This window comes from Pseudoalteromonas aquimarina (assembly GCF_049257255.1).
Taxonomy (GTDB): domain Bacteria; phylum Pseudomonadota; class Gammaproteobacteria; order Enterobacterales; family Alteromonadaceae; genus Pseudoalteromonas.
Genome location: NZ_JBMMUG010000002.1, coordinates 116,251 through 139,127, shown reverse-complemented (window position 1 = coordinate 139,127; position 22,877 = coordinate 116,251). Strand labels below are relative to the sequence as shown.

The window sequence follows — 22,877 nt, the reverse complement described above, 5'->3', positions numbered from 1 at the left end:
TAAATAAATTAAGCCGTATTTATTCTTTCCTCTTGATCTTAAAAATATTCATACCCATTTATAACTACAATAGAAGTTATTTTCATAAGGGTATTTAGCATGCGTTTAGATCGATTTACCAGTAAATTCCAAGCTGCCCTTGCTGATGCGCAATCATTAGCACTTGGTCGCGACCATCAATTTATTGAACCAGTTCATTTAATGTACAGTTTGCTAACGCAAACCGGTTCAAGTGTTCGTGCATTACTTGCGCAAGCAGGTGTCAACGCAGACGAAATGATGACAAAGGTGTCTGCCGAAATAGATAAGTTATTTAAGGTTGACGGTGTAGGTGGTGATGTTCAATTATCACACAACATGGCTAACTTGCTTAACCTTTGCGATAAACACGCTCAAAAACGAAAAGATTCCTATATTTCGAGTGAAATTTTTATTTTGGTTGCCTGTGAAGATAAAGGCCCACTTGGCGCTTTATTTAAACAATTTGGTCTCACACAAAATAAAATAGAAACGGCTATTAGTGCCATACGTGGTGGCCAAAAAGTGGATAGTCCTAATGCGGAAGATACACGCCAAGCCCTTGAAAAATTCACAGTTGATTTAACTGAACGTGCAGAGCTAGGTAAACTTGATCCTGTTATCGGTCGCGATGAAGAAATTCGCAGAACGATTCAAGTATTACAACGCCGTACCAAAAATAACCCTGTGTTGATTGGTGAGCCTGGGGTGGGTAAAACCGCTATTGCTGAAGGTTTAGCACAGCGCATTATTAATGGTGAAGTACCGGAAGGTCTAAAAAACAAACGTGTATTATCGCTCGATATGGGGGCACTTGTAGCGGGTGCTAAATACCGAGGTGAATTTGAAGAGCGTTTAAAATCGGTACTCAATGAACTTGCCAAAGAAGAAGGGCAAATCATTCTATTTATTGATGAAATTCATACTATGGTTGGTGCGGGCAAAACCGACGGTGCGATGGATGCCGGTAATATGCTTAAGCCTGCACTTGCTCGTGGTGAGCTTCACTGTGTTGGCGCGACAACGCTTGATGAATATCGTCAGTACATTGAAAAAGATGCGGCACTTGAACGACGTTTCCAAAAAGTACTTGTTGAAGAACCCAGTGTCGAAGACACTATTGCCATTTTACGCGGACTAAAAGAACGTTACGAGCTTCACCACAGTGTAGAAATTACAGATCCTGCAATTGTTGCTGCAGCTACGCTTTCACATCGTTACATTAGTGATCGTCAATTACCGGATAAAGCCATTGATTTGATTGATGAAGCTGGTTCAAACATTCGTATGCAAATCGATTCAAAACCAGAAGAGCTGGATCGTTTAGAGCGTAAGATCATTCAACTTAAGCTTGAAGATAACGCCCTTGCGAAAGAAACCGATGAAGCCTCTAAATCGCGTCAGGCAGATATTCAAGCACAGATAAAGTTACTCGACAGTCAATACAACGAACTGGATGAAGTATGGAATGCTGAAAAAGCATCGTTGCAAGGTACGCAAGTAATTAAAACTGAGCTTGAACAAGCTCGACTTGACCTTGAAGTTGCAAGGCGTGCAGGTGATTTACAACGCATGAGTGAGTTACAGTACGGCCGTATTCCAGAGCTTGAGCGCAAACTTGATTTAGCATCGCAAGCTGAAATGCAAGATATGAGCTTGTTAGTTAACAAAGTAGGCGAGAATGAAATTGCTGAAATTCTCTCCCGTTGGACTGGTATCCCGGTGGCAAAAATGCTGCAAGGTGAACGCGACAAACTGCTTTCAATGGAAGACAAATTACACGAAAAAGTGGTTGGTCAAGACGAAGCTGTGGTTGCTGTTTCAAATGCGATACGACGTTCGCGCGCAGGCTTGGCAGATCCAAATCGTCCAATTGGTTCGTTCTTGTTCTTAGGTCCGACAGGGGTTGGTAAAACCGAGCTGACTAAGGCGCTTGCGAACTTTATGTTTGATACTGAAGAAGCCATGGTACGCATTGATATGTCTGAGTTTATGGAAAAACACTCGGTGGCTCGACTTGTTGGTGCACCTCCAGGCTATGTTGGCTATGAAGAAGGTGGCTACTTAACTGAAGCGGTTCGTCGTAAACCTTATTCAGTGGTTTTACTTGATGAAGTTGAAAAAGCACACCCAGATGTATTTAACATTCTATTGCAAGTACTCGATGATGGCCGTTTAACGGATGGTCAGGGGCGTACAATCGACTTCAAGAATACTGTAATTATCATGACCTCTAACTTAGGCTCAGATGTTATTCAGGAGCAGGCCGGTAATAATGACTATGTGGGTCTTAAAAATACTTTAATGTCAGTGATTGGACAGCACTTTAGACCTGAGTTTATTAACCGAATTGATGAAACCGTGGTATTCCATCCGCTGGCTCAAGCGCATATTAAGAATATTGCTCAAATTCAGTTACAACGTCTCGAGCAGCGTTTAATTGATAATGGCTACCAGCTTGAGCTAACAGATGCTGCGCTTGATAAAATTGCAGAAGCAGGGTTTGACCCTGTATTTGGAGCACGTCCGCTCAAACGCGCAATTCAGCAGACGATTGAAAATCCATTGGCACAAACTTTGTTATCAGGTGATTTTAAAGCAGGTAGTTGTTTTATTGTCGATTGCAAAGAAGATGAGATGGTAATCACTGCAAAGTGATAGACCTAAAATAAAAAACCACCCATTGGGTGGTTTTTTATTAGTTACAAAATGCTTTTATACGCTGCTTGGCTTGTTTTTTGTATTTTTCTTTTTCATCGCCTGAGATGGTGATCTCTTGTCCTTTATCATCAACTTGCGTCACTTGTGCATAGTTTTCTAATACACTTAAATTGTGTTTTGCATTGTCGCAGTATTCTTGTTTGCGGCTTAATAAAGGATCTATTTTATCGTCAGTAGCTGTTTCTTGTTCGCCATCTAGTTTTCTTTTTTCAGCACCAAAAGAGGAGTGATCTTTTAGCTCGAAAGAACGCACACCGTTTTTCTGAGAAGGCTCAACATATGAAAAATGCGCGACACCTTTTTCGTCTACCCAGCTGTAAACCGTTAATTGTTTGGCATCAGCTTTACTCGCGAAGCACGTCACAATTGCAAATAGTAGGGTGATGACAGTAAACCTGTACATGTTTTTACTTTCCTTAAACTAATTATGTTTTTAACTATAGCCTAAGCTTTTGTTGAAGGCTACTGCCTTTTAGGCTGATTTATTTTGTCTAAGCTACTAATCTCATTATCCTTTTAGCCTTTGTAAATATTGTTGCACTATTATCATTAAAATCTCGTTACGATTAATTTTGATCTTACATCTTGAGGTATCGCAATGTTGACCATACATTGATAAGATATTGAAAAAGCGACAACCTTGGTAAGGATTCGCTGTGAGAGGACAGAATTTTTGAAAACAGCGTCAATTGATTCGATACTAAGCACCTTATCTGAACAAGGTTCTGCAAGTGCATTAAAAGGTATCAAACGCGGTGTTGAAAGAGAGTGTTTACGTATTAATAAACACCGTTTAGCACAAACATCTCATCAAATTGCCCTTGGTAGTGCATTAACGCATCCATACATCACAACTGATTTTTCTGAATCGTTATTAGAGTTTATTACGCCTGCGTGTAGTGATATTGATACGACCCTTGCGCAACTTGAAGATATTCATAAATTTACGCTGTCTAATATTGATAATGAAGAATTATGGCCGCTTAGCATGCCATGTTTTATTGAAGACCAAGACGAAATCAAACTAGCCGATTATGGCAGTTCTAATATTGGTCAAATGAAGACTTTATACCGTAAAGGTCTAAAAAACCGCTACGGCAGCATGATGCAAGCCATTGCAGGTGTACATTTTAATTTGTCTTTCCCAACTGAGTTTTGGCAAAAGTTACAAGCAGTTGAAGAGAACACGGCACAATTAAGTGACTATATATCAGACAAGTATTTTGGTTTAATTCGAAACTTTAAACGTGAGCTGTGGCTTATTAGCTACTTATTCGGCGCGTCGCCAGCGCTCTGTAGCTCGTTTTTAGGTGGTCGCAAAACCAATTTACCATTCGAGTCATTAGGTAATGGCACGCTTTACTTGCCTTATGCTACCTCACTCCGCTTAGGAGATTTAGGTTACACTAATAGTGCGCAATCAAGCTTACGCGTGACCTACAATAGCCTAGAAGAATATCTTGAAGGTTTTAAACAAGCTATTTCTATGACGTCTGACTTGTATCAGCAATTTGGTAACTATAAAGATCAACCAGCAAAACAGCTAAACCAAAACATCTTACAAATAGAGAATGAGTTCTACTCGCCAATCAGGCCAAAGCGAAATGCTAAATCGGGGCAGACTCCGAGCGAAGCACTTGCGGATGGCGGTGTAGAGTACATTGAGGTGCGTGCACTTGATGTTAATCCATTTTCAGAAGTGGGGATTAGTAAAGAGCAAATTCTGTTTTTAGATGTGTTCCTGTTGTATTGCGCAATCAAGCCATCAGCAGATTTAGCATGGCAAGAGCAAATTGAAACACAGGCAAACTTAGATTTAGTGGTTAATCAAGGGCGTTTAGCTGGGCTTGAATTATCAAATAAAGGTAAAGCACAAACTCTGTCTTCATGGGCAGAATCAATCTTTGTTGAGCTCGCTAAAGTTGCAAGTTTATTTGATGAAGCATTTGAGACAACGCAATATAGCGACGTTATTGCAAAGTTTGCCAAAACAATTACTCACCCAGAACTCACTTATTCTGGACAGTTCTTAGCTAATCTATTAGAAAGCCAAGAAGATAATGGTCATTATGCGTTAAAGCTTGCGAATGAATATAAGTTAAAAACACTGGCAAGTAATTACCAGGTGTTTGATGAAGCGCTGTTCTTAGCTAAAGCGATTGAGTCGCATAAGAAACAAAAAGAAATAGAAGAAAGTGACGATAAAAGCTTTATTGAGTTTTTAGATGATTACTTTAAGTAATAAAAAACGCGGCTAGATGGCCGCGTTTCGCTTTCAGGGATGAAACATTGTGTTTTACTTAATAAGTCAGATATGTTTTTGCTAGTAAAGTTCAAAAATAATATGAAAAAAATATTGCCATTAGTTTTAGCTGGTACCTTGGTCGGGTGTGCTACACCGCCGCCGCAAAATCCAAATAATATTTGCGATATCTTTTTTGAGCATCGCGATTGGTATTTTGATGCCAAAGATGCACAAGAAAAGTGGGGTGCGCCGAAGCACTTATTAATGAGTATGATGTTCCAAGAAAGCTCGTTTAAACACGATGCGGCACCACCGATGGAGTATTTTCTAGGTTTCATCCCAACTGGACGAGCCAGTTCTGCTTATGGCTACTCTCAAGCCAAAACTCCCACTTGGAATGACTATGTGAACAAAAGTGGTAACAGCGGTGCAGACCGTGATGATTTTGGTGATGCTATCGATTTTATGGGCTGGTTTGTTTACAACACGCATAAGATTAATGGGGTGTCCAAATGGGACGCTTATGGCCAATATTTAAATTACCATGAAGGGTGGGGTGGTTACCGCCGCGGTACTTATAAAAACAAAGCATGGTTAATGAAAACGGCGCAAAAGGTAAAAGTGCGCACAGGTAATTATGGTGTGCAACTTAAAAAGTGTGAAGAAGACTTAGATAAGAATTGGTTACAACGTTTATTTAGTTAATGAAGATTTTAGCGTTCAGACAACAGGTTTTAGACGATTGCTAAAACCTGTTTTAAACTTCTGCTGAACCCTGAACCCTGAACCCTGAACCCTGAACCCTGAACCCTGAACCCTGAACATTTATCTCTTAAATTCAGGCATGATCCGCGCAAGCTTAACAGTATTTTCGTTTACTTCGACTATTTCAATTGGGTAGCCAGAAATACGCATACTTACTTTTTCGCTTGGAATATCTTCTAAAAACTCGATAATTAAACCGCTAAGCGTTTTTGGTCCATCGATTGGAAAGTCCCAATTCATTTCTTTGTTAAGATCGCGGATGTTGGCACTGCCGTCAACTAAGAAAGAGCCATCCTGCTGAGGATGAACGTTCTCGCTCAGTGTAGGTGTCATGCTGGTGGTAAAATCACCTACTACTTCTTCAAGTATATCTTCAAGTGTTACAAGCCCCTGAATATCACCGTATTCATCAACCACAATACCAATGCGCTCTTTTGCTTGTTGGAACTTAAGTAGTTGCACATTAAGCGATGTGCCTTCAGGAATGTAATAGATTTCGCGTACTGCACGCAGCAATGTCGCTTTGGTGAACTGTTCTTTAGTAAGCAAGCGAAGTGCGTCTCGCGCATGAATAAAGCCAACAGAATCATCAATATTTTCACGGTAAAGTAAAACACGTGTATGCTGTGCATGCGTTAATTGGCGCATAATCAGCTTCCAGTCGTCATTGATATCAATTGCGACGATTTCGTTACGTGGCACCATAACGTCTTCAACTTTAACTTGTTCAAGGTCTAAAATTGAAACCAACATATTTTGATGACGTTCAGGTAACAGCGCTGCAGATTCGTTTACAACGGTTTTTAATTCCTCTTTACTTAAACTGTGCTCTTCAATTTGTTCTGGGCTAATACCAAACAACTTTAAAATGCCGTTGGTGATCCAATTAAGTGCCATAACAAATGGCAAGGTCAGTTTGAGTAAGTATTTGAGAATAATTGAACTTGGAAAGGCTACTTTTTCAGGAAATAGAGCCGCCAGAGTTTTTGGCGTTACTTCAGCAAAAATAAGTAAGATGAAAGTTAAACCAAAGGTAGCAACAGCAAGACCAACGACATCACCAAATAAGCGAATACCGATAATCGTTGCAACGGATGACGCTGCGATATTTACTAAGTTGTTACCGATAAGAATAAGCCCTATCAGTCTATCTGGACGTTGTAACAGCTTACTAACCCGTTTGGCGCCTTTGTGGTGCTCTTTTTCGAGGTGTCGCAAGCGGTATTTATTAAGCGACATCATGCCAGTTTCGGAACTAGAAAAATAAGCTGAAAGTAATATTAATACACCAAGAATGATGAATAACGTACTTGTCGATATGGCGTCCAATGAGGGATCCTTTAAAAACAGTCGAAAGGGTATTAACTCTTAGTTAACGTTATTAGTCAAGTAATCTATTAGTTCAATAATAGCAAAATCAACGAGATTAGAATTTACCTAGAATAACTTCTTGCACAAAACGACTTCCAAAATAGGCAAGTGTCAGTAGTGTTGCAGCACAAATAGTGGTGATTACACTGCTTTTACCGCGCCAACCACGATACTTATGGCCCCATGCAACAGCAACAAATAACACCCAAGCTAATAATGATAAAACAGTTTTGTGCACGTAACCTTTAGCAAACATATCATCTATAAATAAAAAGCCGGTGGCTAATGCAAAGGTGAGCAATAACGAACCCATTGAAACTAAATGAAAGAGCTGCCTTTCAACCAGCATTAAAGGTGGTAGGTGACTTGTCACAATAGACATGTCTTTGCGCTTTAGGCGACGATTAATAAAGTAAAATTGAATAGCGTATAAAGTCGCAATAATCAGTACACAGTAGGCCATAAACGCCAGTGAGATATGTGATACAAGGCCGAGCTCAAAGTTAACTGATTGCAATATTACATGATGAGGGATAAATAAGCTGGCAATTAATAAAATCGCCGCAAAGCCATACACCACAGGTAATAATAAGGTTGCCGGAAAACGCAGCGATACCGTGGTGACAGAGACAACAATCAGCCAACAAATGAGTAATGCAACATTAGCAAAACTAAGGTCTTGACCGCCTTCAGTAAAAATCGAATTAACCAGTACTGCTAAGTGCAGCAAAATAGCAACGGTACTAAGCAACAAAGTCTTCTTTTGATTTGGGCCTTGCTTGTCAAACAACTTACTCACCACATGCATTGTGGAGAGGCTATAAAAAAGGCTCGCAATAACAGTTAAAACAATTAAATTCATGACTTTGTTATAAATCGATTTTGATTAAAATTTTTACCTCATTGTATTTTATCAATCACTAAAAGCCTAGCCCAAGGAGTGAAATAACTGATGTAACTCAGCGCAAGCCTTTTTTATTCCTGTTTCTTAGGTATAATTCTCGCAAAATACTAGTTTGGATTAACGTGAATGTTTCAGAACTTACAGGAACGCCTTGGTAAAACCCTGAAAAATATCAGTGGTCGAGGTCGATTAACTGAAGACAATATTAAAGATACGCTGCGCGAAGTGCGTATGGCGCTACTTGAAGCGGACGTAGCCTTACCGGTAGTGCGTGAATTTGTGAAAACAGTTAAGGAACGTGCTGTAGGTGTCGAAGTCACTAAAAGTTTAAGCCCAGGTCAGGTTTTCATTAAGATTGTTCGTGAAGAACTTGAAAAAGCTATGGGTGAAGCAAATGAAGAGCTTAACTTAGCGGCACAACCGCCAGCGGTTGTAATGATGGCAGGTCTTCAAGGTGCGGGTAAGACTACCAGTGTTGGTAAACTGTCTAAATTTTTAAAAGAGCGTAAAAAGAAATCAGTACTTGTAGTAAGTGCTGATGTTTATCGTCCAGCGGCGATTAAACAGCTAGAAACCCTTGCCAATGAAGTTGGTGTTGAGTTTTTCCCAAGTGATATTTCACAAAAGCCAATTGATATTGCCAATGGCGCAATTGACCATGCGAAAAAGAAATTTATTGATGTAGTAATTGTCGATACTGCTGGTCGTTTGCACGTAGACAGCGAAATGATGGACGAAATCATTGAGCTACATGGTGCAATTAAGCCAATCGAAACGCTATTTGTTGTTGATTCAATGACAGGTCAAGATGCTGCAAATACCGCAAAAGCGTTTGATGAAGCATTGCCATTAACGGGTGTTGTACTGACCAAAACAGACGGTGATGCCCGTGGTGGTGCGGCGCTGTCAATTCGCCACATTACAGGCAAGCCAATTAAATTTATTGGTGTTGGTGAAAAAACCGATGCATTAGAGCCATTCCACCCAGATCGTGTTGCATCACGTATTTTAGGTATGGGTGATGTGCTTTCTCTTATTGAAGAAGTCGAAATGAAAGTCGACAAAGAGAAAGCTGAAAAAATGGCGAAGAAGGTCATGAAAGGTGATGGCTTCACGCTAGAAGACTTTGCAGATCAACTTCGTCAAATGAAAAACATGGGTGGCATGATGGGCATGCTTGATAAGTTGCCTGGAATGTCAAACCTGCCTGATGCGGTAAAAGATCAAGTTGGTGACAAGACGTTTAATCAAATGGAAGCGATTATCAACTCGATGACACCAAAAGAACGTGAGCGTCCTGAAATTATTAAAGGTTCACGTAAAAAACGTATTGCTGCAGGTTCGGGTACGCAAGTACAAGACGTAAATAAATTGCTTAAACAATTTACGCAAATGCAGAAAATGATGAAAAAAATGAAAGGCAAAGGCGGCATGATGAAAATGATGCGCAATATGAAGAACATGATGCCTCCAGGTATGATGGGTGGTCCGAAGTTTTAATCCTTCATTTATTTGTTAAAAAAGCACCTTATTTGGTGCTTTTTTATTAACTAGCCATTCACTACTTCCGACAAACTCGTCAAAAGAGTGCATTTTAACTTGCAATCAGAGTAAAAATTCGTACAATTCTCGGGCTTCCCGTTAGGGAAGTAAAAATTAGTTTTTATGTTAATGAAATCAATCAATCTATGTAGAGGACGGTATGGTAACTATTCGTTTGCAACGTGGCGGCGCTAAAAAGCGTCCATTCTATCAAATCGTGGTTGCGGATAGCCGTTTCTCGCGTGATGGTCGTTTCATCGAGAAAGTAGGTTTCTTTAACCCACTAGCTCGTGGTCAAGAAGAATCACTTCGTCTAGATCTTGCTCGTGTTGATCACTGGGTAGGTCAAGGTGCAGGTCTTTCTGATCGTGTAGCTAAGTTAGTTAAAGACGCTCGTAAAGCGGCTTAATAGGCGTAATGTAACCATGAGTCAAGAGCAAGCCAAATTTATAGCAGGCAAACTCGGCGCCCCTTATGGTATTAAGGGCTGGCTTAAGGTTCATTCATTTACTGATGATCCCGCAGGGATCTTTGATTTCAGCCCATGGTTGATAGGGCAACAAGGAAACTGGCAAACCGTTGAAGTGGTCGACTGGCGTCGTCACAACAAAGGTTTTATCGCCAAGTTGGCAAATGTTGAAGACCGTGACCAAGCAAATGTGTTAACAAATGCTGAAATTGCTGTTTTTGAAGAACAATTGCCAGACTTACCAGAAGGTGAGTTTTATTGGCGTGACCTCATCGGTTTATCTGTTGTAACTGATAAAGGTTACGACTTAGGTAAAGTCGATGACATGCTAGAAACAGGTTCTAATGATGTTTTAGTGGTTAAAGCTAACCCTAATGATGGATTTGGAAAAGGTGAACGTTTAATTCCATATTTAACCGAGAGCGTAGTGTTAAAAGTGGATTTAGACGCAAAAGAAGTTACCGTAGACTGGGATCCTAGTTTTTAAATGTCGCAACAAGCGCACATGTGGTTCGGTGTTATTTCACTGTTCCCTGAGATGTTTGATGCGGTAACAAAGCAAGGTGTTACTGGTCGTGCAGTTAAAAACGGTTTAATCGATTTTAACTGTTGGAGTCCACGGGATTATGCTTTTGACAAGCATAAGACAGTAGACGACCGCCCATACGGCGGTGGCCCTGGTATGCTAATGATGGTACAACCATTGCGAGATGCCATCGATGCAGCGAAAGCTTCAGCGGGTGAAGGGGCAAAGGTAATCTATCTATCACCACAAGGTAGAAAGCTAGATCAACAAGGTGCGCAAGAACTTGCAAACCACAAAAAGTTGATTTTAGTGGCAGGTCGTTATGAAGGTATAGATGAGCGGTTAATTGAGTCGCACATTGACGAAGAATGGTCAATTGGTGATTTTATATTATCCGGTGGCGAACTCGCTGCAATGACATTAATCGATTCAGTATCTCGATTGGTGCCAGGCGTGTTAGGTCATAATCAATCAGCCGAACAGGATTCATTTTCTGACGGTTTATTAGATTGTCCTCATTATACTCGGCCAGAAAACTTGGATGGCAAGCAGGTGCCTGCTGTATTACTCAGTGGAAACCATAAAGAAATCGCTCGCTGGCGCTTAAAGCAGCAGTTGGGTAGAACTTGGCTTAGACGTCCGGACTTGTTGCAAAACCTAGCTCTGACTGAGGAGCAAGCAACGTTACTTGCTGAATTTCAGCAAGAACATAATGTTTGTGGCTAGAAGACAGTTACTCCTAGGAAATGTGAGAAATATAATGGCAAAAGTAAACCAAAATATTATTAAAGTGCTTGAAGATGAGCAACTTAAATCTGATTTACCAGAGTTCGGCCCTGGTGACACAGTAGTTGTTAAAGTACGTGTTAAAGAAGGTGAAAAAGAGCGTCTACAGGCGTTCGAAGGTGTGGTAATCGCTAAGCGTAACCGTGGTCTTCACTCTTCATTCACTGTACGTAAAGTATCAAATGGCGAAGGTGTTGAGCGTGTTTTCCAAACACACAGCCCGCTAATCAGCAGCGTTGAGCGTAAGCGTCGCGGTGCGGTTCGTCGTGCTAAGCTTTACTATCTACGTGAGCGTTCTGGTAAGTCTGCACGTATTAAAGAAAAACTTAACTAATACGTCTGAACTTTCAGAATCTAAACAGGCTGAGCTTTGCTCAGCCTGTTTTGTTTTTCCTACCTTAAAAATTCTCAATTCAAAAGCCACACAGGCTTTCATCTCATCTGGATGAACTAACGCATTTATCTAGTTTGCGAATAATATTTGTAAGTAACACACTCATAAAAGTAGCTTTATAAAAGTTAAGATTTTTTGTTTCTATAAGTAGTTAATATATATTAGCTGCCGTGTTGAGTGCTCTGTAAAAACTAGCCTCAGAAATAGCTGATCGTTTTAGCTCAATTGGCTTTTCACTTTTAATATAACTTCTCTACCTAACGTTTTTAACTATAACAGTGATTGAGTCGCTAATAGCAAAGTTATATAAACTATCGCTTTTTAAGCCTTTTCTTGAGCAACTAAGCTTGATAATATTCTGTATATAAATATTTACTTGCTGTATAAAAAGGTTTACAAAATAATGAGCGCACTACAAACCCTGAGAGAACAAATAGATGATTGCGATAGGCAACTTGTTGAATTGCTTGCTAAACGCAATTATATAACTGCTCAAGTAGGTGCTTATAAACAACAGCAAGGGCAACCTGTATACGTGCCGACAAGAGAGACGGAGTTAATTGCAGCGCGTCGTAAAGAAGCTGAAAAAGCAGGTGTAAGCCCTGAACTTATCGAAGATGTGCTTCGCCGTTTGATGCGTGAATCATATCAAAATCAACAGCTCGGTTTGGCGTGCGTTGCACCACTGTTATCGCCCATTGTTATTGTCGGTGGTAAAGGGGCAATGGGCCAATTATTTAAAAAGCAGCTGGAGCGTTCAGGCTATCAAGTAAACGTGCTTGATAAGGATAATCAAAGTGAACGTGACAGCTTATTATCTGAAGCACGTTGCGTGATTATCTCGGTACCAATTCACGCGCTAGAGAGCGTTATTTCAGAGTTGCCAAAGCTGCACTCTGAGTGTTTATTGGTTGATATTACGAGTGTTAAATCAGCTCCTTTGCGTGCGATGGAAAAGTATCATCAGGGGCCAATTTTGGCGCTGCACCCTATGTTTGGTCCTGATATTCCTCATTGGGTTAAACAAACCGTTGTAGTGTGCCAAAACAAAACCTGTGAAGTTGCGAGTTCTTTGCTTGAGCAGCTTACTGTGTGGGGATGTAATCTTGTTGCAATGGATGCTAAAAAACACGATGAAGCGATGCAAATCGTACAGGTGATGCGCCACTTAACGACATTTGTCTATGGTCAGTTTTTAGCAAAGCAAAGCCACAGTTTGGAAGAAATTGAATCCTGCTCTTCGCCTATTTACCATTTAGAATTAATGATGGTAGGGCGATTATTTGCACAATCACCAGAGCTTTACAGCGATATTATGCTGGCACAGTTTGATGATGTAGCACCATTGATGAAAGAGTATTGTGAAGTTTTTCAGCAAACGTTTGAAAAATTAAAACAAAATGATAAAGCAGGACTAATCGATGATTTTGCAAAAGCAAAAACGTTTTTTTCTGATTCAGCGAGTACCTTTTTAAGTCAGAGTAAAGCATTATTGAGTAAGGCAAATGATGCGAAGGTGTTAGATTATTAAAAAAGGGGCTGTTAGCCCCTTTTTTTACTCTATTGCGACATTAACCGCGCTTAATGTTTCACTTTGATAGCAGCCTAAAATACGGATGTAGGCAGTAACCTCTTTTAATGCATCTAATGCATTTCTCACATCTGGCATATCAATGTTTGCTTCTAAATCTACATAGAACACTTCTTCCCATGGATTTCCTGGTACTGGACGAGACTCAAGCTTTACTAAATTGATATTGTGTTGTTTAAAAATCATTAGGGCATCAGCAAGCGCACCAGCTGTCTGTTTAGTTGCCATAATCAGTGTTGTTTTGGTAGGAATTTGCTTTGACACTTTCACGGCTTTACGAGCAACCACAATAAAACGGCTATGGTTGTGACTTTGGTTTGCTAGATTTGGCTCTAACACCACAAGGCCAGCTTTACGCGCTGCATCTTCAGATGCAATTGCAGCGCCTGTGTTGTCAGCAAGTGCTTGTTTTAATGCGCTAGATGTTGAATCGCTATAAGCTAACTGAACACCACTTAGATTGCTAATAAACTGGCTACACTGTGCAAAAGGCTGAGGATGGCCGTAAATTTTGTCAATATCTTCGATAGCGACACCAGGGCTTGCAACTAAACAATGCTCAACTGCCTGGGTTAGTTCACCAACAATTGATACTTGAGTATGCTGTAGAAGATCATACACTTCGTTAATACTGCCTGAGCAAGTATTTTCAATTGGTAGTAAACCAAAATCAGCCTGACCAGTTTCTACTTTATTGGTGATTTCATTAAAGCTACTACAACCAAGTTCAACTAGTTTGCCAGGGCGACGGCTGAAGTACTTGTGACAAGCAAGTTGGCTGTATGAACCTTGACCACCTAAATAAGCCACACGATTTGTTTCTGTGTGCAGATCTGGATTTAGGTTCTGCTGAAGCATGGCCTGTTGGTGTAATACCGAATCTTCAATAATGGTTTGAAACACGCGATTTACATAATAACCATCAAGACCAAGTGAGCTGCCATAACTAATTAACTTTTCAAGCAGCGCTTGCTCACGCTGTTCATCTCGAATTGGTTTGTTATTAGCAATTTTGTATTCAACAACTCCATGACTTACTCGGCGCCTTTTGGCGAGTAATACAAGTAATTCTGAGTCTATCTCATTGATATCCCGTCGAAGGGACTCAAGCGCATTGGACATTTTCTTTTTCCTCATTCCCAATTGCAAAAAAAAACCTCCCAGTGGGAGGTTTAGTTTGACTTTAGCTTTTTCATGACAAAGTCGCCTCCCGAGTTACGGATGGTGAAAAAAGAAGCTAAAGTTAAAAATTAATCTGTTCATAGTTCGAATGTAGGAAGAAGTGGTGGCAAAGTCAACCGTTAAATGGATGTATCTTGCCTTAGAATAAATTTTATCATTATTTATTATGGCTTTTTTGCATTAAACCTAAAAAAAGGTGTAGAAATTGATTAGATTCTTTTATAGTTCAAAGCATAATAAAAACGAGTTGCAGCAGAAGTAAGGTTACATTGTGAACTCTAAACATTTGGATGCGAGTTTTGGTATCAACGCGCTAAGTGCTAAGTTATCAATATTAATATCAGCGATTTGTTTAATCGCTGGATTAACCGCTGCTTACTTGATGGTTAAATCTGAGCGAAAGCAGTTACTTTTTGAAGAGTATGGTGTGCTTACGGAACTTTCAAAACCTTTTGTAGAGCGTTTTGAAAGTCTTCTGAACGAAAAAAAGCGTATTGCGATTGATGCTAACACGATTGTAACTGAAGCGTTATATTCTGAGTCGGCACTTGCTGAAAAAATAGTACCGAGCAAATTAGTATTTGGAAAAGACGGCAGTATTCGCAGCTCTTCCAGTACAAATGTCGCCGGTGTGCGTTCTGCTGCATTTTTACCCCAACAAAGTTACAGTCACGAATACAAACGTATTTTTGCCCAAACTGAAAAGGTGTGGTCGCAACTTGCACCGATTTTAACAGATGAAACCTTCTTTAATTTCTACTTTATAAGCCAAGATCGCTTTATTCGTATTTCTCCACCAAATTGGGCGCTTAACGTGCCTGCGAGCCACGATTTTAGACAAGATGTGTTTTATGAAATTGGCACTCCGGAATCTAACCCTAATTTAGAGGCATCTTGGACCCCAATTTATTATGACGATATTTGGGAACGCTGGGTGATAAGCCTGATAGTGCCTTTGCATTATGGTGGCGAATTTAAGGGTGTGACAGGCAGTGATATTGAGTTGCCCAAATTACAGGCAATGTTTCCAGATAAAGTAGGTGATGCAAAACTGTTTGTGCTTAACAGTGCAGGGCAAATAATTCAGTTTGAAGGCAAAACAGATATCATTACCCGTATCAGCGGCAGTATGAACGACACACTGGATACGAAAAATCAATTGCCAGATGAATTGCGCTCGCAAGTAGATAATTTATTGGTCAATAAGCGCCATGAATTGCAGGGCGAGTTCGCTATTGATGACAGTAAACACATTTTTAGTATCAAGAAGTTTAGTGATTTTGATTGGTATATTGGCGTTTACAAAACCCACTCAGAAGCGCTTTCAGCTATTGATGAAATTGAAGTTAAGTTCTTTGGTCTTTTTATCTTATATGCTGTTTTAGTCGTTTTATTACTTCATCAAACACTGTCACACTTAGTTATTAAACGAATTAAAGCACTGGTTGCAAGCTCTCGTGAAGTTGCAAGAGGGCAGTTTGAAACAGCACAAAAATTAGCAGTAAATAAAGATGAAATTGGCCTTTTGAATTTTGAGTTTGGTGCAATGGCAGGCAAACTTGAAAAAACCATGGGTGATTTACGCCTAGAGCTTGCTGAAAAAGAGCAAGCAGAACAGCGTGCACGCCGTCTTTCTAAAGCCGTTGAATTCTCGGGTTCAGCAGTTGTTATTACGGATGAGCACTTAAATATTGAATACGTAAACCCTAAATTGCTGGAAATGACAGGGTTTGAGAAAAGTCATTTTATTGGCCAACCATTATTGGTGCTAATGGAGCCTGATATGATGATCTTAGTAGAAGACATCGTACAGGACCTACTCGCTCGTCATCACTGGAAGGGTGACACACTATTACACAATACGGATAAACGTGCGCTTTGGGTCTCGCTATCGGTTTCACCTATCCGTGACGATAATCACAAAGTGTATAGCTATGTGGCATCAGCGCAGGATATTTCGTTTGTTAAAGAAAGTCAGCGCAAAATGGAACAGCTGGCCTACTATGACACATTAACCGGGCTTGCTAACCGTGCGTTATTCCGTATGCAATTAAAGAAATCTTTAGCTTTAGCTTCGCGTGGTCATTATTCTTTTGCGCTCTTTTATTTTGATTTAGATGAGTTTAAGCGTATCAATGATACGTTAGGTCATGACGCTGGTGACCAATTACTTCTAGAAGTAGCACAACGATTACAAAAGCGCCTTCGCGCTGAAGATACAATTGCACGTTTAGGTGGTGATGAATTTGCTGTTTTACTGAGCGGTATAGATGACAGAGAGCAGGCTGCTGACGTTGCTTTAACGATTCAAAATACCTTAAGCCAACCAATTCGCTTAGGCAGTAATGAGGTTATTGTAAGTGCCAGTATCGGTATTACTATGGCGTCGGAACAAAGCCCTGAAGAAGATGTATTGCTTAAGCATGCTGATCTTGCAATGTATGAAGCAAAAGCGCTCGGTAAAAACACCTATTATTTCTACAATGACACCTTAGATGCTGCAGCAAAAGAGCGCTTGTTCATTGAAAATGAACTTAGAATTGGCATTAAAGAGCAGCAGTTTGAGCTTTATTATCAGCCTCAAATCAATATTAATAATGATCAAATTGTTGGCTTTGAAGCACTTATTCGATGGCATCATCCAACGTTAGGTTATATCGCCCCTGATAAGTTTATTCCAATCGCTGAAACAACAGGCTTAATTGTTGAATTGGGCGAGTGGGTATTGTGGGAATCGTGCGCCTTTGCACAGCGTATGGCCTTGAAAGATCACGGCAGTAATATTTCAATTAACTTATCGGCGCGCCAATTTAAAGATACGAGCCTGATTCCATTGCTAGAAAAAGTAATCGCCAAAACAGGAATAGATGCTGCGCGAATTCATTTAGAGCTGACAGAAAGTATGCTGATGGGCGATGTTGAGGGTTCAATTAAGCAGATGCATCAACTTAAAGCGCTGGGGGTGTCATTGTCGATTGATGATTTTGGTACCGGTTATTCGTCTTTAAGTTATTTAAAACGTTTTCCTCTCGATATTCTTAAAATTGACCGCTCTTTCATTAAGGATATCCCTGAAGACAGCAATGATATGGAAATTACCGCTGCGATTATTGCGATGGCACAGAAACTTAATCTTGAATTAGTTGCTGAAGGTGTAGAAAGTGACGAGCAAGTTGAGTTTTTGAAATTGAATAATTGTGATGTAGTGCAGGGCTATTTCTATAGCAAGCCTGTACCAGAACATGAAATTTCATTGATGATTGATAAAATTCAAGGCCACAAGTTTTAGCTGTGATTTGAGGTTGGGAGATAACCGAGGTTATCTCCCAATTATATTATCCGCCAGCAATTTTTACCTTAAAGCCTTGTTGTTCTAACAGTCCTTTTAACTTTTCTCGGTCATCACCTTGGATTTCAATTACGCCATCTTTGACTGCGCCGCCTTGTCCCATTTTGGATTTAAGAGATTTTGCCAACTTCTTGATATCGTGCTCTTCTGGGTTGATACCGACAACTAGCATTACGCCTTTGCCTTTGCGTCCTTTTGTTTGCCTTTCAATGCGCACAGCGCCATCTTTAAATAACTTGACCTCAAACTCAGGTGCTTCTTTGGGTTGTTTTATTCTTCCGGTTTCAGTGGAGTAAACTAAATTTGAATCAGACATACAAAATCCAAGTAATTACTAATGTCGCAAGTTTAACATATTTTTTAAATATACTATTTGTCCTATCTATTTTAGTTTTTTTTCAGTTATTATTTGCAAATTAGCGGGTTAGATACTTAATTTAAATAAAGCGAATGGCGTGATTTTAGCAATGCATTTGGACATTCCAAGGAGAATTAAATGAGTTTGAATAAGGCTCTTTCGCCAGATGGCAAATTATTTACGATTGAAATTAAGGGCAAGTTTGATTTTAACCTAGTTCAATCATTTAGAAGTGCTTATGCAGATGTTGGCAGTAGTACCCCAAAAGTCATTATCGATTTACGTGAAACCGAGTATATGGACAGCTCTGCTTTAGGCATGTTGCTCAATATGAAAAAGTCACTTGGTGATTCGGTTAGTGGCATTCATATAACAAATTGCAGACCACAAATTAAAAAGATTTTGCAAATTTCGCGTTTTGATAAGAAATTTGATATTGATTGATTAACCAATGAAAATATTGGTTGTTGATGATCAGGAGCTAAACCGCAATCTTTTGCGTTTTATGCTCGAGCAGGAGCAGCATCAAGTTGCTCTTGCAGTGGACGGAGAGGAAGCGCTAACCGTCTTTGATGAATTTGCCCCCGATCTTGTTTTACTCGATGTTGTGATGCCCAAAATGGATGGTTTTGAGGTTGCGCCATTGCTTAAGGCAAAATCTGCAGAAGTTTATTTACCCATCATCTTTATTACTGCACTTGATGACAAAAGCAGCCTTGAAAAGTGTTTGCAAGTTGGTGGTGATGACTTTCTCAACAAGCCGTTTGACAAAGTTATACTGTCAGCAAAAATTAAAGCTCATGCGCGTACCCGTGAATTAAGCAAAAAAACGTATAAACAAAATCGCGAGCTTGCGTATTATCAACTTCATACCGAACGAGAGCACGAGTTAGTCGAACATATTTTTGATAACGCACTAGAAAACCGCTTTTTATTACCTGAACTTATCGAATTTAATCTCTCACCTGCCTCAATGTTTAATGGTGATTTATTTTTAATGGCGCCCAGCTGTACAGGTGGGGTATATGTGCTGATGGGGGATTTCACAGGGCATGGGTTAGCTGCTGCAATGGGCGCTCTTCCTGCGTCAAAAATTTTCTATTCTATGACTCAAAAAGGGTTATCTGTTGGTGATATTGCCGCTGAGTTAAACCACACCTTGTATGATTTATTGCCGGGTAACATGTTTTGTGCCGCGACAATTCTTGAATTGAATAGCTCGGGTCGCTCTTTTTCTGCTTGGTTAGGTGGTTTGCCCGATGGCTTTTTACTAAGTAAAGATGGAAAAATAAAACAAAAACTGACATCAAGACACATGGCGTTAGGGATTCTAGATGAATATGAATTTGAGCGTGACACTGTGTATGTTGAGACTGATTTAAATGACAAAATTATCTTGTACACGGATGGTGTAATTGAGGCCGAAAACAACCGAGGCGAGTTTTTTAGTGAAGAGCGTTTGTTACGAAAAGTATCTGCCCCTTCGTTTACTGAGCTTGGTTCTATTGTTGAATCAGTTAAACGTTTTACAGGTAAGCAAGATCAACAAGATGATCTCAGTTTAGCCCTTATAAAGTGTTTGCCATCACCAATAAAGCCTAAGCTAAGTGATGAATACATGAGCACACCGCTTAATGTTTCAATGTCACTTGATGCAGAACGTTTAAAAAGCACAGATCCAGTACTCGATGTGGTCGAAATGATTTGTGCCATTAAAGGATGTTCAGATCATCGTTCAAATTTATTTTTACTTATTTCAGAAACCTTTAATAATGCATTAGAGCATGGCGTATTGGGGTTAGAATCGAGCCTCAAAGATAGCGATGATGGTTTTTGTCAGTACTACGAATTGCGTGCTGAACGTTTAGCTGATTTGACTGACGGTGAAATAAAATTAGATATCAGCTATATCCCAGATAACCCAAAAATCAGTTTTACTATCACAGATTCTGGCAGTGGATTTATTAAAACAGATACACATGATGACAGTAACTTTCATGGCAGAGGCCTTAGCTTAATTAAGGAAATTGCTGAGTCTGTTAACTTAAATGAATGTGGCAATAAAATTACGGTTACTTACTCGTTAATTCACAGTTAAACTTTGCTTGCATAACAACATAAAAGAAATATAAACTCTAACTTTAAATTAAGAAGTGTAGATGTTTAGATGGCTAATTCAATAGATTTTACTGATTATGTAATCGACCCAGCTAAAGTGGCGGATTTTCGTCAGCAACTTGAAACCGAAATTCAGCAATCAAATGAACAACAAATTGTATGGCAGTATTTAATTCCAGAGCTTGGTGAAGGTGGCAGTTGCAGTTTATTTGGTCAGTTACAAGAAGCTCCCTTTGAGTTAACCCAATACATTGCAGCAAACGAGTCAAATACTCGAGCATTAGCTGCGCTTTCAAGAATTGTCTCTTTTGTTGAGAAGCAAAATCTTATTAATTGGTTTGGAATTTACCAATCGCGTCAGATTGAAGATCAAATACAGCTACTTAAACTAAGTTATTTTGGTAATCCAAGCCGTCCATTATTTCCAGTAGATGAGAACTATGCGCGTATAAGTAACAATGCGTTTGTCGCATTACATGGAAAAGGGCGAGTGATTAATAATGTTGAGCGATATGTAGCTAATGGTGGTGAATATTATACCTGCGATCCTGCTGTTAAATCAGAAGTGTGTTTACCGTATTTTTCAGAGTCAGGTGAGGTATTAGGCATAATAGACGCTGAAGCATTTGAGAATGATGTTTTCAATCAGGATGCACTGGCGCTTTTACAAGCAATATGTGAGGTTGTGCCCAATTACTTACCTGAATAATCTAAAGCAAAAAGTTCTATACAATCATGTCATGAAATTTTCTTTAGATACTTCTTCAAAACAAAGAGTGTGATAAGCTAAGGCTTCATCCCATAGCAAGAAATTCAATTTAAGAGATAACTATGTTTGCAAACTTAAAGCCACTACCAACGGATCCAATTTTAGGTTTGATGGCTAAATTCCGCCAAGATACAAATCCAAATAAAATCGACCTAGGCGTAGGTGTTTATAAAACTGAACAAGGCGATACGCCAATTCTAAGCTGTGTAAAAAAAGCAGAAAAATTCCGCTTAGATAATGAAACGAGCAAGTCTTACATTGGCCTAGCTGGTGACTTAGGTTTTTGTGCAAAAATGGAAACTCTTTTACTTGGTGAGCATCCAGCACTTTTAGAAAATCGTGTAAGAACAGCACAAGCTCCAGGTGGTACAGGCGCACTTCGTGTTGCGGCAGAATTTATTGCTAAAGCAAATCCAAATGCAAGTGTTTGGGTAACGACCCCGACATGGGCAAACCACATTGGTTTATTTTCAGCAGCAGGTTTAACCGTTAAAGAATATCCTTATTATGACTACGAGAATAAAGGCCTATTGTTTGACGAGATGATGGCGACACTTAAAACTGTTCCAAAAGGCGATATCGTTTTACTTCACGCATGTTGTCATAACCCAAGTGGTATGGACTTAAATGCTGAGCAATGGCAACAAGTTGCTGATCTTGCAAAAGAGGTTGGTTTTACTCCGTTAGTTGATATTGCATACCAAGGCTTTGGCACAAGTTTAGAAGATGACGCTGCAGGTCTTCGTTTATTAGCAGCTACAGTTGATGAAATGATTATCTGCTCATCATGCTCGAAAAACTTTGGTCTATACCGTGATCGTATTGGCGCATGTTCAATCATCTCAGAATCAAGTGCAGTTGCCGATATTGCCAACTCGGTGTTGTTAAGTGTGGTTCGAAGTATTTACTCGATGCCACCTGCACACGGTGCAACTATTGTTGATACTATCTTAGGCAGTGAAGAGCTAACTGCTGAGTGGCATCAAGAACTAGCTGAAATGCGCAATCGTATTAATGGTTTACGTAGCACGATTGTTGAAGCACTTCACAGCCGTGGTGTTGCACAAGATTTTTCATTTATTGAAAAGCAACACGGTATGTTTTCTTTCTTAAGCATTACGCCAGAACAAATCGAACGTTTACAAAAAGAGTATGCAATCTACATTGTTGGCTCAAGCCGTGTGAATGTTGCAGGTGTTAGTAAAGCAAACATTGACTACTTTGCAGATGCTGTAGCAACTGTAATTAAGTAAGATTGTTGATAATAAAAAGCCACCGATTAGGTGGCTTTTTTATTTAGCTGACTTTTTTAATATCAGTTACTTTTGCTTTGTTGTTTGGCGGGGTGGGCTTTCCGCCTTTAAGAGCAGCAATAAACTGATCTTTGCGTTTAGCCATTTCTAATGCTAACGCTTCATTTTGTTGATCACTCAGTGGAACATCTACTTCGCCTAACATGGCTTCAAGTGCTTCCGCGATGTCTAACATTTTGTCATATGCGTCCGCATCTTTTTTTGATGTAAATGTCATTCGTTCCACCCCATCTCTAACTACTTTGTAACATACCTCAACGGCCATATCGCACCTTTTTAACTGTTGTTTTATACAGTACTATATCAGTAACCATGAAAAAATAAAGTGTCTTTGTTGATCACAATTCCCTTTTTTATAAATTAATACCACTGTTTATCAAGAAACACCATGATAGCATTGCGATGACTAGTTCGTTGGATTAATCTAGCGTAATGAATTAGAAGGGAATAAATATT

The 22,877-nt window shown here is 39.6% G+C and carries 20 protein-coding genes and 1 other annotated feature; of the genes, 14 read left to right on the top strand and 6 right to left on the bottom strand.

Annotated features, from left to right (window positions below):
• Window positions 1-99 precede the first annotated feature (99 nt).
• Window positions 100-2,676: an ATP-dependent chaperone ClpB gene (gene clpB, locus AAEU29_RS05495; protein ID WP_421972403.1), complete on the top strand. Its 2,577-nt coding sequence runs from the start codon at window positions 100-102 to the stop codon at window positions 2,674-2,676.
• Window positions 2,677-2,716: 40 nt separating this feature from the next.
• Here clpB and AAEU29_RS05490 read toward each other — a convergent pair whose 3' ends face one another.
• Window positions 2,717-3,142 carry a DUF4124 domain-containing protein gene (locus AAEU29_RS05490; protein ID WP_421972402.1) on the bottom strand — a complete coding sequence of 142 codons (426 nt, stop codon included), beginning with the start codon at window positions 3,140-3,142 and terminating at the stop codon, window positions 2,717-2,719.
• Window positions 3,143-3,412: 270 nt separating this feature from the next.
• On the opposite strand from AAEU29_RS05490, the gene gshA reads away from it, so the two are divergent.
• Window positions 3,413-4,981 (top strand): glutamate--cysteine ligase, encoded by a 1,569-nt coding sequence (gshA, locus tag AAEU29_RS05485; RefSeq protein ID WP_421972401.1) that lies wholly within the window; start codon window positions 3,413-3,415, stop codon window positions 4,979-4,981.
• Window positions 4,982-5,083: 102 nt separating this feature from the next.
• Window positions 5,084-5,689: a transglycosylase SLT domain-containing protein gene (locus AAEU29_RS05480; RefSeq protein WP_421972400.1), complete on the top strand. Its 606-nt coding sequence runs from the start codon at window positions 5,084-5,086 to the stop codon at window positions 5,687-5,689.
• A gap of 120 nt (window positions 5,690-5,809) precedes the next feature.
• Here the strand turns inward: AAEU29_RS05480 and AAEU29_RS05475 are convergent, their stop codons facing one another.
• Both AAEU29_RS05475 and AAEU29_RS05470 read right to left on the bottom strand, forming a co-directional pair.
• Entirely contained in the window at window positions 5,810-7,078 is a 1,269-nt protein-coding gene (locus tag AAEU29_RS05475; RefSeq protein WP_421972399.1) for an HlyC/CorC family transporter, read from the bottom strand.
• 97 nt (window positions 7,079-7,175) lie between these two features.
• Window positions 7,176-7,982, bottom strand: coding sequence for a cytochrome C assembly family protein (locus tag AAEU29_RS05470; RefSeq protein ID WP_421972398.1), 807 nt, complete (start codon window positions 7,980-7,982; stop codon window positions 7,176-7,178).
• A gap of 168 nt (window positions 7,983-8,150) precedes the next feature.
• Between AAEU29_RS05470 and ffh the strand changes: the two genes are divergently transcribed.
• The 6 genes from ffh (at window position 8,151) to tyrA (ending at window position 13,272) form a co-directional block, all read left to right on the top strand.
• Window positions 8,151-9,524, top strand: coding sequence for a signal recognition particle protein (gene ffh, locus AAEU29_RS05465; protein ID WP_372766002.1), 1,374 nt, complete (start codon window positions 8,151-8,153; stop codon window positions 9,522-9,524).
• A 202-nt stretch (window positions 9,525-9,726) separates the two neighbouring features.
• Window positions 9,727-9,975 carry a 30S ribosomal protein S16 gene (gene rpsP, locus AAEU29_RS05460; protein WP_038640545.1) on the top strand — a complete coding sequence of 83 codons (249 nt, stop codon included), beginning with the start codon at window positions 9,727-9,729 and terminating at the stop codon, window positions 9,973-9,975.
• 16 nt (window positions 9,976-9,991) lie between these two features.
• Window positions 9,992-10,522: a ribosome maturation factor RimM gene (gene rimM / locus AAEU29_RS05455; RefSeq protein WP_372766004.1), complete on the top strand. Its 531-nt coding sequence runs from the start codon at window positions 9,992-9,994 to the stop codon at window positions 10,520-10,522.
• 18 nt (window positions 10,523-10,540) lie between these two features.
• Entirely contained in the window at window positions 10,541-11,287 is a 747-nt protein-coding gene (gene trmD / locus AAEU29_RS05450) for a tRNA (guanosine(37)-N1)-methyltransferase TrmD (RefSeq protein WP_421972802.1), read from the top strand.
• A gap of 34 nt (window positions 11,288-11,321) precedes the next feature.
• Entirely contained in the window at window positions 11,322-11,681 is a 360-nt protein-coding gene (rplS, locus tag AAEU29_RS05445) for a 50S ribosomal protein L19 (RefSeq protein WP_372766006.1), read from the top strand.
• 463 nt (window positions 11,682-12,144) lie between these two features.
• On the top strand, window positions 12,145-13,272 hold the full coding sequence (tyrA, locus tag AAEU29_RS05440) for a bifunctional chorismate mutase/prephenate dehydrogenase (RefSeq protein ID WP_421972397.1): 1,128 nt from the start codon (window positions 12,145-12,147) through the stop codon (window positions 13,270-13,272).
• A gap of 24 nt (window positions 13,273-13,296) precedes the next feature.
• Here tyrA and AAEU29_RS05435 read toward each other — a convergent pair whose 3' ends face one another.
• On the bottom strand, window positions 13,297-14,454 hold the full coding sequence (locus AAEU29_RS05435) for a chorismate mutase (RefSeq protein WP_421972396.1): 1,158 nt from the start codon (window positions 14,452-14,454) through the stop codon (window positions 13,297-13,299).
• 25 nt (window positions 14,455-14,479) lie between these two features.
• Window positions 14,480-14,596, bottom strand: a sequence feature (Phe leader region).
• A gap of 189 nt (window positions 14,597-14,785) precedes the next feature.
• Between AAEU29_RS05435 and AAEU29_RS05430 the strand changes: the two genes are divergently transcribed.
• The gene (locus AAEU29_RS05430; RefSeq protein WP_421972395.1) at window positions 14,786-17,803 is read left to right on the top strand and encodes a bifunctional diguanylate cyclase/phosphodiesterase; all 3,018 of its coding nucleotides are present in this window, start codon (window positions 14,786-14,788) and stop codon (window positions 17,801-17,803) included.
• A gap of 46 nt (window positions 17,804-17,849) precedes the next feature.
• On the opposite strand, the gene AAEU29_RS05425 is transcribed toward AAEU29_RS05430, so the two are convergent.
• A complete protein-coding gene (locus AAEU29_RS05425; protein WP_274760579.1) occupies window positions 17,850-18,179 on the bottom strand; it encodes an SUI1 family translation initiation factor in 330 nt (109 codons plus the stop codon).
• A gap of 180 nt (window positions 18,180-18,359) precedes the next feature.
• Here AAEU29_RS05425 and AAEU29_RS05420 point away from each other — a divergent pair, with 180 nt between their 5' ends.
• From AAEU29_RS05420 to AAEU29_RS05405, 4 genes are all read left to right on the top strand, one after another.
• Entirely contained in the window at window positions 18,360-18,665 is a 306-nt protein-coding gene (locus AAEU29_RS05420; protein WP_274760578.1) for an STAS domain-containing protein, read from the top strand.
• A gap of 7 nt (window positions 18,666-18,672) precedes the next feature.
• On the top strand, window positions 18,673-20,319 hold the full coding sequence (locus AAEU29_RS05415; protein WP_421972394.1) for an ATP-binding SpoIIE family protein phosphatase: 1,647 nt from the start codon (window positions 18,673-18,675) through the stop codon (window positions 20,317-20,319).
• 69 nt (window positions 20,320-20,388) lie between these two features.
• Entirely contained in the window at window positions 20,389-21,048 is a 660-nt protein-coding gene (locus tag AAEU29_RS05410) for a GAF domain-containing protein (RefSeq protein ID WP_421972393.1), read from the top strand.
• Window positions 21,049-21,170: 122 nt separating this feature from the next.
• The gene (locus tag AAEU29_RS05405; RefSeq protein WP_421972392.1) at window positions 21,171-22,361 is read left to right on the top strand and encodes an amino acid aminotransferase; all 1,191 of its coding nucleotides are present in this window, start codon (window positions 21,171-21,173) and stop codon (window positions 22,359-22,361) included.
• 43 nt (window positions 22,362-22,404) lie between these two features.
• On the opposite strand, the gene AAEU29_RS05400 is transcribed toward AAEU29_RS05405, so the two are convergent.
• On the bottom strand, window positions 22,405-22,686 hold the full coding sequence (locus AAEU29_RS05400; protein WP_274760574.1) for a YebG family protein: 282 nt from the start codon (window positions 22,684-22,686) through the stop codon (window positions 22,405-22,407).
• Window positions 22,687-22,877 lie beyond the last annotated feature (191 nt).

Coding starts and splice junctions, on each gene's coding strand:
- AAEU29_RS05470 (WP_421972398.1), bottom strand. CDS start 7,982: ATGAATTTAATTGTTTTAACTGTTATTGCGAGCCTTTTTTATAGCCTC.
- rimM (WP_372766004.1), top strand. CDS start 9,992: ATGAGTCAAGAGCAAGCCAAATTTATAGCAGGCAAACTCGGCGCCCCT.
- rpsP (WP_038640545.1), top strand. CDS start 9,727: ATGGTAACTATTCGTTTGCAACGTGGCGGCGCTAAAAAGCGTCCATTC.
- AAEU29_RS05410 (WP_421972393.1), top strand. CDS start 20,389: ATGGCTAATTCAATAGATTTTACTGATTATGTAATCGACCCAGCTAAA.
- AAEU29_RS05420 (WP_274760578.1), top strand. CDS start 18,360: ATGAGTTTGAATAAGGCTCTTTCGCCAGATGGCAAATTATTTACGATT.
- AAEU29_RS05415 (WP_421972394.1), top strand. CDS start 18,673: ATGAAAATATTGGTTGTTGATGATCAGGAGCTAAACCGCAATCTTTTG.
- AAEU29_RS05435 (WP_421972396.1), bottom strand. CDS start 14,454: ATGTCCAATGCGCTTGAGTCCCTTCGACGGGATATCAATGAGATAGAC.
- trmD (WP_421972802.1), top strand. CDS start 10,541: ATGTGGTTCGGTGTTATTTCACTGTTCCCTGAGATGTTTGATGCGGTA.
- rplS (WP_372766006.1), top strand. CDS start 11,322: ATGGCAAAAGTAAACCAAAATATTATTAAAGTGCTTGAAGATGAGCAA.
- ffh (WP_372766002.1), top strand. CDS start 8,151: ATGTTTCAGAACTTACAGGAACGCCTTGGTAAAACCCTGAAAAATATC.
- AAEU29_RS05480 (WP_421972400.1), top strand. CDS start 5,084: ATGAAAAAAATATTGCCATTAGTTTTAGCTGGTACCTTGGTCGGGTGT.
- tyrA (WP_421972397.1), top strand. CDS start 12,145: ATGAGCGCACTACAAACCCTGAGAGAACAAATAGATGATTGCGATAGG.
- AAEU29_RS05405 (WP_421972392.1), top strand. CDS start 21,171: ATGTTTGCAAACTTAAAGCCACTACCAACGGATCCAATTTTAGGTTTG.
- AAEU29_RS05400 (WP_274760574.1), bottom strand. CDS start 22,686: ATGGCCGTTGAGGTATGTTACAAAGTAGTTAGAGATGGGGTGGAACGA.
- AAEU29_RS05490 (WP_421972402.1), bottom strand. CDS start 3,142: ATGTACAGGTTTACTGTCATCACCCTACTATTTGCAATTGTGACGTGC.
- clpB (WP_421972403.1), top strand. CDS start 100: ATGCGTTTAGATCGATTTACCAGTAAATTCCAAGCTGCCCTTGCTGAT.
- AAEU29_RS05425 (WP_274760579.1), bottom strand. CDS start 18,179: ATGTCTGATTCAAATTTAGTTTACTCCACTGAAACCGGAAGAATAAAA.